The organism is Streptomyces sp. NPDC049970 (assembly GCF_040660235.1).
In the GTDB taxonomy this organism is placed as follows: Bacteria; Actinomycetota; Actinomycetes; order Streptomycetales; family Streptomycetaceae; genus Streptomyces.
Window position 1 is genome coordinate 575,803 of record NZ_JBFALP010000002.1, and the last position, 12,383, is coordinate 588,185.

Sequence of the window (12,383 nt, forward strand, 5' to 3'; positions counted from 1 at the left end):
TCACACCCAGGTCCGGGGGCGGAAACGGTTGGCCCGCTCCACCAGTTCGATCCTCTCGTCGCCCCGCTGCGCGAGCCGGGCGAGCATCCGGTACGAGCGTTCGAGACCGAACCTGAGGCCCCGCTCGTCCAGCTCGCTGCCCAGCACCGACCTCGCACCCGCAGCCGCGGGGGAGGACGGAGCGGCCGGCTGAGCCGTGGGACTACCGGAGAGTACCCAGTCGAGCGCCGTACCCAGCACCTCGGTCGACAACTGCTCACGGCGCACCGCGTCCAGGCCGTACTCCCGCAGCGCCGTCACCTGGTCGGCTGCCGCCGACAGGTCGTCGAACAGCGGCTCGTCGGGGGCGCGTTCGCGCAGTCGCGCGCGCACCGCCGCCACCCGGGCCGCCGTGTAGTGGATCGACGACTCGGGCACCGACTCCAGGGTGCGCACCGCCCCGTCCCTGTTCCCGGCGGCGATCTGCACCCGGGCCAGGCCGAACGCCGCGCTGACGAAGCCCGGGTCGGTCGTCCACACCAGGCGGTAGTACTCCGCCGCGTTGTCCAGCTGCCCCAGCACCTCGGCACAGACGCCCAGGGCCAGCTTCGGAGCGGGTTCGCCCGGGAAGGCGTCGTAGACCGCGTCGAAGGCCAGGGCCGCGTTCTCCCGGTCGCCGGTCACCAGCGAGGTGATCCCGCGGTACCACACGACCCGCCAGTCGTCCGGGTGCTGCCCCTCCACCGAGCCCAACGCCGTCACCGCGGAGTCGAGTTCGCCCATCTCCAGGCGGGCGCGCAGTTCCCGCAGCCGCGTCTCCAGCGAGGAGGCGGGCACGGAGTGCAGGGCGGCGATCAGTTCCGCGGGGGCCGACGTCATCACCCCGGCGAGGAACCCCGCGTTCGGGTCGTTCGGGTCGACCCGTGGGACCGGCAGGGCCAGCGAGGTCGCCCGGGCGTCGAACGCGGCGAGCCGGGGCCCGGCACCCGCGTGCGCGGCGGGAATCCGCCCGGGGTCCGGGACCGGGGCGCGTGGAGCCGGGACGGCGGCCGGGGTCCGGGCCGGTCGGCCGCTCCCCGTGCCCCGGACGTGCGTGTCCGGCGCGTGCAACGGAGCGGCGCCCGCCGGAGGCTCCCGCGGAGGGGCCGGGGAGGCCACAGCCGGGGGGAACGCCTGTGCGGGAGCCGTGGCGGGAGCGAACGCCGGTGCGGGAACCGCGGTCGGAAGCGCGGGCACCCGCGTACGGCGGCCGGCGAAGCGTCCCCTGCCTGCCGCCCTTTCCGTCCGGGCACCGAGCAGCGACACCTCGTGGGTCGGCTCGGCGAACAACTCCGTATCTGTCACCCGAAGTTCCGTGCCGAACAGGGTCGAGAGAGCCGGGCGCGGACGTCCCGTCTGCAGGGCGACGACCTCGCGCAGGACACCCGTCAACTGCTCGGCCATCTCCGCGGCCGAGGAGAACCGGCGAGCCGGGTCGGGGTCCGTGGCCCGCACGAGCAGCCGGTAGAACGACTCGTACCTCCGGAAGACCTCGATGTTGTCCGGGTCGGGCAGCGCGTCCACGAAGACGTTGGTGTAACCCTGGAAGTCGAAGGTCAGCACCGCCAGCGTCCGCGCCACCGTGTACAGGTCGGACGCGACGGACGGGCCGGTCTCGGCCACCTCCGGTGCCTGGTAGCCGACCGTGCCGTAGATCGCGGACTCGTCGTCGTCCATCCTGCGGACCGCGCCCATGTCGATGAGCTTGAGCTGGTCCTCGGTCTGGATGGCGTTGTCGACCTTGAAGTCGCAGTACAGCAGGTTGCGGCTGTGCAGGTGACCCAGCGCCTCCAGCGCCTCGATGCCGTACGCGCACGCCTGCTCGACCGGTAGCGGATCCCGCTTCCCGGCCGGTGTCCGGCGCTCGTTGGCGATCTCCTTGAGCGCCTTGCCGCCGACGTACTCCATGACGATGTAGCCGTCGAGCGAACCTGTCCGCTGGTCGAGGTGCTCCACGAAGTTGTAGATGCGGACGATGTTGGAGTGCTCGATCTCCGCGAGGAAGCGCCGCTCGGAGATCGCGGCGGCCATGGCGTCCTGGTCCCCGGTGTCCAGCAGGCCCTTGAGGACCACCCAGCGGTCGGAGACCGCGCGGTCCACCGCGAGATAGACCCAGCCGAGCCCCCCGTGCGCCAGGCAGCCCGCCACCTCGTACTGCCCGTGCACGACGTCGCCGCCGCGCAGCTTGGGCACGAAGGAGTAGGGGTGGCCGCACTTGGTGCAGAACCCCTCGGTGCGGCCCTGCCGTGCGCCGCGTGAGCGGCCCACCGGGGCGCCGCAGTCGGACCGGGAGCAGAACCGCTTCCGCTCGGGGACCTCGGGGTTCTCCATCACCGCGGTCCGCGGGTCGGGCCTCGGCACGTCCGGGACCAGGACCAGCCCCACGCCCAGCCTGCCGCGCCCGGACGTGGAACCGGTCGAGGAGCCGGAGGAGCGCACCGAGACCGAACGGGACGTGGAGGATCCGGACAGGGCGTGGGAGAGCCGCCCGGACACCGAACGCCGGGAGGTAGACGAGCGGGATGAGGCCCGCGACGACGCGCGCGAACCTGCCTGCTGCGAGGTGCTGCCGCTCCCGCGGCTGCCGGTCCTGCCGCCGCCCGCGATACCGGTGGGCGGCGAACTCACCATGCCCGTCGGCGACACGACGGGCGCGAGGCCGCAGGTGTCGCAGTACAGCTCGCCGCCGCCCATGTCCTCGTAAGCGCCCTCGCACCCGGGGCGCTGGCACTGCGTACTCATGATGTCTCCCCCTGTCCGTCGTGCTCGCCCCGGCTGCCGGGTGTCAGCAGATCCGTGGCGGCCCGCTGGTAGCGCAGCACCGCCTGGTCGGCGACGCGCAGATCGCACGGGGCGCTCCACAGGACCCGGCGGGCCGCGTCGTACCGCTCGATCAGCAGCGGGTCCTCCGCCAGGCCGTGCCTGGCCACCTTGGCCTTGTAGGCGTCCAGCCTGCCGCGCAGCTCGGCCCGGACCGCGAGCGGCGCCGTGACGGACGTCAGCGAGTCCCGGGCGCGCATCAGCTCGTCCTCGGCCTCCCGCTCCAGCGAGTCCAGCAGTGGCGAAAGCCGGCTCCACCGGGCGTGCCTGCGGTGCTCCGAGGCCGCGGCCAGCCGCTCGTGCAGGGCGGTGGGCGGGCCGCTCACCGCGGGCACCTCCGACGCGGCGATCTTCGCCAGTACCTCGCCGCGCGCCGAACGGGCCTCGGCCAGCGTGCGGTCCGCGCGCGACAGCACATCACGCAGCCGGACCAGGCGCTGCTCGGCGTCCTGCCGCACCAGGAGCACCGCCTCGACCTCCCGGCGTACGTCGTCGAGCGCGCGGGCGGCCCGGTCGTAGCGCGTGGTGTCCGGACGTCCGCCGCCGGGGGCCGCGCTGCCCGGCCCCGGCAGCCAGAACGCCAGCGGGTCCGAGATCACCTGCACCCGCAGCGTGGTCAGTTCCTCGGTGATCGACTCCAGGTCGTCCCCGGACGGATGCTCCCCGGGCCGCACGCCCACGGAGTGCGCCAGCGAGCGGGTGCGGCGCAGTTCGGCGGCGAGCAGGTCTATCCGGGCGGGCAGCGCCGACCACACGGAGTCCGCGGCGACGACCATGTCCAGCGAGCGTGCGTACAGACCGTTCATCCGGTCGACCAGCTCCTCCAGCGTGAACCGCTCGGAGAGCCTGGCCGGAGCGCCCGTCGACGGCCCGGGGCTGACCGCACCCGGGTTGGCGACCGTCACGCTGTCGCCTCGCAGCAGGTCGGTCAGGGCGACCAGATCGTCCCGGCCCGGGTTGCGGCGGCCGGACCGGAGCTTCCGGGCGGTGGCGAGCGCGCCGGCGTAGGCGTCGAAGTACCCCCACAACAGGGTGATCGACTGCTCGGCCGCGGCCCAGCGCTCCTCGGTGACACCGGTCAGATCGGCGCCCTCCAGGAGCCGGCGCCCGGCGTGGTCCTGCAGGGCGAGGAGCGAGGTCTCGATGGCCTCGTGCTCCGCGCCGAGCCGGGCCAGCGCACGGTCCGCCTCGTCCCGGTCCATGACCGGGCCGGGGGGCTTCCCCGCGAAGCCGGGGAAGGATCCCGCCACGCCCATCGACCACCTCTCCGTTCGAGTCGTCCGGGCCGCTGGGGCCCGGACAGGTTCAGTTGCTCCGGTACTTGGGTGCCGGGGGGCCCGTGACGCCGGGCAGTCCCGCCGCCAGCCACTCGCGGTACGACACCATCCAGGGGCTGTTCCCACCGCCCTGGCGGTAGTCGACCAGCACCTTGTTGACCCGTGCCACCAGGTCGTCGGCCCCGAGCTTCGCCGCTACGCCGTAGTACTCGGTGGTGAACGGAGCATCGCCCTTGAGCTCCACCGCCGGGTCCTGCGCCGCCTGGCCGGCCGCCAGCGCGTTGTCCGTGACCACCGCGTCGACCTCGCCGAGCTGCAACCGGACCAGGCAGTCCAGCTGGTTCGGCACGGTCAGCTGGTCCAGGTCCCGGTCGGTGCCCTCGTGCTCGTCCTGGAACACCGCACCGTACGACTGCCTCTCCAGCGCCTCGAACGCCGTCGAGCCCTCCGCCGTGCAGACCCGCTTGCCCTTCAGCGACTCGTCGTACCCGGTGATGTCGGAGTCCTCGGGGGCCAGCACCTGCTGACCGGCCTGGAAGTACGCCGTGGAGAACGCGACCTGGTCGAGGCGCTTGCAGTTGATCGTCATCGTGCGCACGACGACGTCGACCCTGTCGTGTTCGAGGGCGGTGATGCGCTGGTTGGTGGGTATGGCGCGGAAGATCACCGCGTCGGGATCGCCGAGGACGTCCTTCGCGATGGCCCTGACCAGATCGATGTCGAACCCTTCGAGGGTGCCGCTCTCCGGATCCCGGTACCCCCAGCGGAAGCTGTTCTGGTCGACACCCGCGATGAGCTTGCCGCGCTCCTTGATCTTCGCGATGTTCGGGCCGTCGGCGCCCGACGGCGGGAGACTGGCCTCCGGATCCTCACAGGTGTCGGCCTTCGCGGGCACCGCCGTGGTGGCCCCGTGCCCGGTGCTCGTCCCGCCGAGCGTCCCGTCCCCGCGCGCCAGTGGCAGCAGGGTGAGCGAGGCGGTGACCGCGCAGGCCACCGCCATGCCCGTCACGCCGCCCCAGCCGCGCAGCCTGCCGCGCGCGGCCCAGCCATTCGCCCTGGTCATCGCTCGTCCCCTCACCGGTACTCCGAGAGCCTGCGGTTGACCCCGACGACGACGGCGACCGCCCCCAGCAGGGCGAGGGCGGCGGCCCCGATCGGCAGCCCGTCCAGCGCCCCGCGCCCGCTCCTGGCCGCGGTGTCGAACTCGCCCTGCTCATGGGCGAGCGCCTGCCGGAGCGCGCCGTCGACCTCTTCGAAGGACTCACCCGTGGAGCCCTCCGGGCCGATGATCTGCTTCAGCGCGCCGTCGTAGTCACCCTGGTCGTCCGTCGCCCGGGCCTTCCTGTGGCGGTCCTGCCACTCGGACACACTGCTGATGGCGCTCGCCACCGGATCGCTCCCACGGGCGTCGTCGGCGAGTTCCTCCGCGCTCACGAGCTGTGCGGAGAGCGCCCTCATGCCCGTGGTGTAGTCGCTCTCGTACTGGTCCCGTGTGCCGTCCGGGGTGAGCACCGCACCACGGGCGACCAGGGTGAGGTTCTCGTTGGCCCGCGCCTTCAGGGAGTTGATCCGGGCCTTGTTCAGGACGTCGAGTGACTCCTGCCCGTGGACCATCGCCTCACGCAGCTCGGCCCTGGCCACCGTGTGTCCCACCGCCAGCCAGAGCAGCACCACCGTCGCCGCCGCCGTCGCGGCGAGCAGCCCCTGGTTGAGGACGCGGTTGGTCATGCGGTAGTTGCGCCGCTGCATCCACACCAGTGCGCCCAGCGCCACGACCCCGGCGGCCAGCGCGAGGAAGGGCCAACGGCGGGCGTCGGCCGAGTCGGTGGCCAGACGGCCGGTCTCCGCCGTGTACAGGCGCTCGGCGGCCGGGAGGAGTTCGTCCGCCATCTTCTGGTTGGCGTACCGGAGGTAGGCGCCGCCGAGCGGAAGCCCCTGCCGGTTGTTGGCCCGCGCCCGCTCGACGAGTCCCGTGTACTCGGGGAGCAGCTCACCCAGCGTCGTGATCTCCCGGTGCGAGGAGGTCGAGGCGTCGGTGCTCGCCGCGGCCTTCACCAGGAGCCGGGAAGCCTCCTTGACGTCCTTCTCGTACTGGTCGTGCACGTCCTCGGGCTCCTGCGCGCCCGCCAGGAAGCCGCTCGCCGCCATCGTGTCCGCGTCGGCCAGCGAGCGGTAGATGCTCGCCGCGTCCGCGCTCAGCGGCTGACTGCGGGTCACCACGTCATGGGCGGCCGAGGCCCGTCCGGCGATCTCCAGATACGTGACCGCTCCGAACACCACCACCAGCAGGGCCAGTACGGCGCCGGCGATCTGCAACCGGCCCGGCTCGGTCGTCGCCGCGGTGCGCAGCCGCTCGGCGGCGACGGACCGGACACCGCGCCGGGGCGCGGGTACGGTCACGGGTGCGGCCCGCGGATCCGGCGCGGACTCCCGCAGCGCGGACCCGCTCGGCGGGTATGTCACTTGACCTCCCCCTCGGTCACTGACGACGGCCCTGGCCCCCCGCCGAAGGGGGACGCGTGCCCGGCCAGAAGTATGGCGGCAGGGACCGGTATGCACCAGCGACCACCGGATCGATCTCCCCACCATGAACACGTTCGGGGCATCTGATCGGTTCCCGTGCGGAAGGGGCGCCGCGCGGCGCCGGGGCCACGCGACGCCCCCACCTTCCGGGCCCAGTGTGTCAGGTGTAGTGCGAGCGCAGCCTCCGGTGGGCATCAGGGGCCGCCCCCGTGTGGTCCAGGCCGAGCAGCGCGGCCCCCAGCACCGGGGGTTGGGCGACCACGCGTACGACCGCCTTCGGGGCGCGCTCCGAGAGGAGCCCGGCGATCCGGTCGTCCAGCCGGGGGTGCCGCGCGGCCAGCACACTGCCTCCCAGCACCACCGGGACGTCCTCGGTCAGCAGCCCGAGCGTGCCCAGTGCCACCGACGCCATGGCGACGACCTCGTCCGCCAACCGGTCCACCAGGGCGCCCGCGACCGGGTCCCCGGCCGCGCTCGTCGCGAACAGCACCGGGGTCAGCTCGTGCCTGCGCCCGTCGGGGATCAGCCCCCGGTGCAGCGCCTCGATCAGCTCGTACATCGTGCCGAGCCCGAAGTGCCCCGGCAGCGTGCGGACCAGCTCCGTCGGCTCCCCACGGCCGTCCTCGGCCCGCGCGGCGAACCAAAGCGCCTCCTCGGCCAGTCCCGAACCGCCGCCCCAGTCCCCCGATATGCGCCCGATCGCGGGGAAGCGCGCGGTGCGGCCGTCCGGCACCATCCCCACGCAGTTGATCCCGGCGCCGCAGACGACGGCCACGCCACGCGGCTCGTCCACCCCGGCGCGCAGGATCGCGAAGGTGTCGTTGCGCACCTCCACCGTGCGGCCCCACCCGCGCCGCAGCAGAGCCTCGGTCAGCTCGGCCTCCTCGACGGGGAGATCGGCGTTGGCCAGGCAGGCCGAAACATGGATCACGCCCCCGGGATCCGCCTCGCACGAGGCGAACGCCTCCCCGATCGCCGAGGCCAGGACGTCCACGGCCGTCTCCACGCCGACGGCCGGCGGCTGGAAGCCGCCGCCGCGGGACGTCGAAAGGACCGAGCCGTCCTCGCCGATCAGCGCCACGTCGGTCTTGCTGTTGCCCGCGTCGACGGCGAGGACCGATGCGTTCACGCCCACGGCAGGTGCTCCCGGTTGTGCGCGATCAGCTTGTCGGTGAGGGCCTCGGCGTACTCGAACTGGCCGACGAGCGGATGCGAGAGCAGCGCCTTGAACACCCGGTCACGGCCGCCCCGGAGCGCCGCGTCGAGCGCCAGGTCCTCGTACGCCGTCACATGTCCGACCAGCCCCGCGTACAGCGGGTCGAGGGCCGGGACCGCGAGCGGGGAGGCGCCCGTACCGTCCACCCGGGCCTGTACCTCGATCACCGCGTCGTCCGGCAGGAAGGGCAGCGTGCCGTTGTTGGCCGTGTTGACCACCTGCACCGCCGAGCCGCCCCCGGCGAGCAGGGAGGCCGCCAGGTCCACGGCCGCCTCCGAGTAGAAGGCACCACCGCGCTTGGCGAGCAGTTCGGGCTTCTCGTCCAGCGCCGGATCGCCGTACAGGGCCAGGAGTTCCTTCTCCATGGCGGCGACCTCCGCCGCCCGGGACGGCTTCGTACCGAGCTCCCGGACGACCTCGTCGTGCGCGTAGAAGTACCGCAGGTAGTACGAGGGGACGACGCCGAGCCGGTCCACGAGCTGCCGCGGCATGCGCAGGTCGCCGGCGATCGTGCCGCCGTGCTCCGCCAGCAGCCGCGGCAGGACGTTCTCGCCCTCCGGGCCGCCGAGACGCACCCCCAGCTCCCACGAGAGGTGGTTGAGCCCGACGTGGTCCAGGTGCACCTCGTGCGGCGCGACGTCGAGCAGGCGGGCGAACTTCCGCTGGAAGCCGATCGCGACGTTGCACAGCCCCACGGCCTTGTGCCCGGCTTGGAGGAGGGCCCGGGTCACGATGCCGACCGGGTTGGTGAAGTCGATGATCCAGGCGTCCGGGTTGGCGCGCCTGACGCGCTCGGCGATGTCCAGGACGACCGGCACCGTGCGCATCGCCTTGGCGAGGCCGCCGGCCCCGGTGGTCTCCTGGCCGACGCAGCCGCACTCCAGGGGCCAGGTCTCGTCCTGGTTGCGCGCGGCCTGCCCGCCGACGCGCAGCTGGAGCAGCACCGCGTCGGCGCCGTCCACCCCCGCGTCCAGGTCGGCGGTGGTGGTGATCCGCCCCGGGTGGCCCTGCTTGGCGAAGATCCGCCTGGCCAGGCCGCCGACGAGCTCCAGCCGGTCGGCGGCCGGGTCGACGAGCACCAGCTCCTCGACCGGCAGTGTGTCCCGCAGGCGTGCGAAACCGTCGATCAGTTCGGGTGTGTAGGTGGACCCGCCACCCACTACTGCGAGCTTCATTTCAGCCCTTCACTCCGGTCAGTGTGACGCCTTCGACGAAGGCCTTCTGTGCGAAGAAGAACACGATGATGACCGGCGCCATGACGAGCAGCGTCGCGGCCATGGTCAGGTTCCAGTTCACGGCGTGCGCGCTCTTGAAGGACTCCAGGCCGTAGCTCAGTGTCCAGGCGCCGGGGTTCTGCGCGGCGTAGATCTGCGGTCCGAAGTAGTCGTTCCAGCAGTAGAAGAACTGGAAGAGCGCCACGGCGGCGATACCCGGTCTGGCCATCGGTACGACGATCCGCAGGAGCGTGCGGAACTCACCGCACCCGTCGACCTTCGCGGACTCGATGTACTCCTGCGGGATGGTCAGCAGGAACTGCCGCAGCAGGAAGATCGAGTAGGCGTCGCCGAACGCCATCGGGATGATCAGCGGCCACAGCGAGCCCGAGAGGTGGAACTGCTGCGACCACACCAGGTACATCGGGATGATGATGACCTGCGGCGGCAGCATCATCGTGGAGATGACGAGGATCATCGCCGTACGCCGGCCACGGAAGCGGAACTTGGCCAGTGCGTAGGCGACCGGTACCGAGGAGCACACCGTGAAGACGGTGCCCAGCAGCGCGTACACCAGCGAGTTGCGCCACCAGTCGAGGAAGCCGGGGGTGTGGAAGACGGTCGCGTAGTTCGACCAGTTCCAGGAGTCCGGCCACAGGTCGCCGCTCATCGCCTGCCCGTCGCTCATCACCGAGGTGAGGAGGACGAACACGAAGGGCAGGACGAAGAAGAGGGCCAGCGCGACGGCCACGGAGTGGACCGCGATCCAGTTCAGGACGCGCTTGCGGCGGTGCCGCGCCGCGTCGGCGCCGCTCGGACGGCTCGGCAGGGCCGTCTCCGGCCTGGTCAGGGTGGTGGTCATCTCAGTCCTCCGCCGGAATGAGGCCGACGCTCTTGCGCATCAGCAGAAGGGTGACGGCCATGGCGATGGCGAAGAGCACGAGTGAGAGCACGCACGCGGCACCGGTGTTGAAGTTCTGGAAGCCCATGGAGTAGACGAGTTGCGGCACCGTCAGCGTGGAGTGGTCCGGATAGCCGGGCTGGATCACCGTGCCGGGGCCGATGGAGACGCCCGAGGCGAGCTTCCCCGCGACGAGGGCCTGCGTGTAGTACTGCATCGTCTGCACGACGCCGGTGACGACGGCGAACAGCACGATCGGGGTGATGGCGGGCCAGGTGACGTAGCGGAACTTCGTCCAGGAGCCCGCGCCGTCCAGGTCGGCCGCCTCGTACTGCTCCTTCGGTACGTCCAGCAGCGAGGCCATGAAGATGACCATCAGGTCGCCGATGCCCCAGAGGGACAGCAGCACGAGCGAGGGCTTGGACCAGTTCGGGTCGTTGAACCAGCTCGGCCCGTGCAGGCCGACCCACGAGAGCATCTCGTTGACCGGGCCCGTGGACGGGTTGAGGAGGAAGACGAAGGCGACCGTGGCCGCGACCGGCGGAGCGAGATACGGGATGTAGAAGGCGGTGCGGAACAGCCCGACACCCGTCTTGATCTTCGTGATCAGCAGCCCGATGCCGAGGCCGAACACCACACGCAGCGCGACCATGACCACGACCAGCCACAGCGTGTTCCACAGCGCCGGGCCGAACAGCGGCATCTGCTCCAGCACGTACCGCCAGTTCCGCAGCCCGACGTAGGTGGGCGCCTTGATCTGGTTGTAGTGCATGAACGAGAAGTAGACGGTCGCGATCAGCGGATAGCCGAAGAAGACCGAGAAGCCGACCAGCCAGGGCGAGAGGAATCCCAGCGTGCGCAGCCGCTCGCGGTTCCGCTTGCGCCGCAGGGGGGAGTCGCGGGGGGCCGGTTCGGCCGCCCGCCCGGCAGGCTTCGCCGAGGTGGGGAGGGAAAGTGCCATGACTCGGCTCCTCAGTTTTCCGACTGGACGTTGTCGGCGTCGATCTGGTCGTCGAGTTCACGCAGGGCGCGGTGCAGGTCCTTGGTCCTGCCCGACTCGACGGACTGAGAGAAGTCGCCGAACGAGTTGATGTACTGACCGCCGTTGTTCGAGGGCGGAACCGCCTGGCTGTGCGGGTTCTGCGCGATCTTCAGGAAGGCCAGGAAGGACGGATCGGCATCCAGCCCGGGCGACTTGAGCGCGTCGAAGGTGGACGGCACGTTGTGGATCGCGTTGGCGAAGTGGACGACCGCGTCGGTGTCGGTCGTCAGGTACCTGACCAGCTCCCAGGCCGCGTTCTGGTGCCGGCTGCTGTGTGCGATGCCGGCGACGGTGCCGGTGAGATAGCCGCGCCCGTAGGTGTCGGCCTGGTCGTCGGGGACCGGCAGCGGGGCGACACCCCAGTCGAATCCGGCCTTGGCCTCCTTGAGCATCAGCCCGCGCCACTCGCCGTCCAGATGCATCGCGAGCTTGCCGGTCAGGAAGCCGTTCTGGGAGGACATCTCGTCACCGAAGCCGGACCGGAGCCGCTCCATGGCGTCGTAGCCGCCCTGCGCGTCGGCGATACCGCGCATGGTGGTGAAGAAGTCCTCGGTCTTGGGCTCCTCGGCGAGTGCGGCCTTGCCGTCACCGTCGAAGTACTCCGGTCCCCACTGCGCGAACATCCGGTCGGGGGAGTTCTGGTAGAGCTGGAAGTTCGGCATGAAGCCGGCCCGCTTCAGCGTGCCGTCCTTGTTCTTCCGCGTCAGCTCGACCGCGTCGGCCTTCATCTCGGACATGGTGCGCGGGGGCCGGCTGATCCCGGCCTCCCTGAACGCGTCCTTGTTGTAGTACATGCCGAACGCGTCGGCGAGCAGGGGCGTCGCACACTGGACGCCCTCGTACCGCGTGTAGTCCAGCAGGGTCTTCGGGAAGACCTTCGTCTTGTCGATCCCGCTCTTCCTCAGGAACGGGTCCAGATCCACCCACATGCCGGAGGAGCAGTACTGGCCGACGTTGTTGGTGGTGAAGGACGTGACGACGTCGGGTGCGTCGCCGCCACCGGCGCGCAGCGCCTGGTTGATCGTCTCGTCGCTGACGTTGCCGGTGGAGACGACGTCGATGTTCGGGTGGAGCTTCTCGAACCGGGCGATGTTCTCGTTGATCGCCCTGACCTCGCCGGGCGCCGACCAGCCGTGCCAGAACTTCAGAGTGACCGGTTTCGTGGGGTCGTCGGTGTCACTGCCGGTGCTCGGGTTGGCGCAGCCGGCCAGCAGCAGAGCGGCTGCGCCGAGTGCCACGGGGACACGGGTACTGATGTGCCATCGCGCCATGTCGGACTTCCTTAACGGGGAGGGGCGGACGGGAAGGGGGTGCGGCGGGGCATGGAGGTGCCGTACGGCCCACCGGGTGCGGGGTGTCGCCACGGCGGCGA

Annotated in this window: 9 protein-coding genes; all 9 read right to left on the reverse strand. The window is 71.4% G+C overall.

Annotated features, from left to right (window positions below; translation table 11 throughout):
• Positions 1 to 2,760 (reverse strand): tetratricopeptide repeat protein, encoded by a 2,760-nt coding sequence (locus AB0I83_RS05405; RefSeq protein WP_363303697.1) that lies wholly within the window; start codon positions 2,758 to 2,760, stop codon positions 1 to 3.
• A complete protein-coding gene (locus tag AB0I83_RS05410; protein ID WP_356534658.1) occupies positions 2,757 to 4,094 on the reverse strand; it encodes a hypothetical protein in 1,338 nt (445 codons plus the stop codon). Before AB0I83_RS05410 ends, AB0I83_RS05405 begins: the two co-directional genes overlap by 4 nt.
• A 49-nt stretch (positions 4,095 to 4,143) precedes the next feature.
• The gene (locus AB0I83_RS05415) at positions 4,144 to 5,178 is read right to left on the reverse strand and encodes a glutamate ABC transporter substrate-binding protein (protein WP_363303698.1); all 1,035 of its coding nucleotides are present in this window, start codon (positions 5,176 to 5,178) and stop codon (positions 4,144 to 4,146) included.
• Between the two features lie 11 nt (positions 5,179 to 5,189).
• Positions 5,190 to 6,578, reverse strand: a complete 1,389-nt coding sequence (locus tag AB0I83_RS05420) for a hypothetical protein (RefSeq protein ID WP_363303699.1) — start codon at positions 6,576 to 6,578, stop codon at positions 5,190 to 5,192.
• Positions 6,579 to 6,798: 220 nt separating this feature from the next.
• Positions 6,799 to 7,773 (reverse strand): BadF/BadG/BcrA/BcrD ATPase family protein, encoded by a 975-nt coding sequence (locus AB0I83_RS05425; protein ID WP_363303700.1) that lies wholly within the window; start codon positions 7,771 to 7,773, stop codon positions 6,799 to 6,801.
• The gene (locus AB0I83_RS05430; protein ID WP_363303701.1) at positions 7,764 to 9,029 is read right to left on the reverse strand and encodes a 6-phospho-beta-glucosidase; all 1,266 of its coding nucleotides are present in this window, start codon (positions 9,027 to 9,029) and stop codon (positions 7,764 to 7,766) included. Before AB0I83_RS05430 ends, AB0I83_RS05425 begins: the two co-directional genes overlap by 10 nt.
• Position 9,030: 1 nt before the next feature.
• Positions 9,031 to 9,930, reverse strand: a complete 900-nt coding sequence (locus AB0I83_RS05435) for a carbohydrate ABC transporter permease (RefSeq protein WP_363303703.1) — start codon at positions 9,928 to 9,930, stop codon at positions 9,031 to 9,033.
• 1 nt (position 9,931) lies between these two features.
• Complete coding sequence (locus AB0I83_RS05440; RefSeq protein ID WP_363303704.1) at positions 9,932 to 10,930, reverse strand: sugar ABC transporter permease; 999 nt, start codon at positions 10,928 to 10,930, stop codon at positions 9,932 to 9,934.
• Positions 10,931 to 10,941: 11 nt separating this feature from the next.
• Entirely contained in the window at positions 10,942 to 12,282 is a 1,341-nt protein-coding gene (locus AB0I83_RS05445; protein ID WP_363303705.1) for an ABC transporter substrate-binding protein, read from the reverse strand.
• Positions 12,283 to 12,383: the final 101 nt, after the last annotated feature.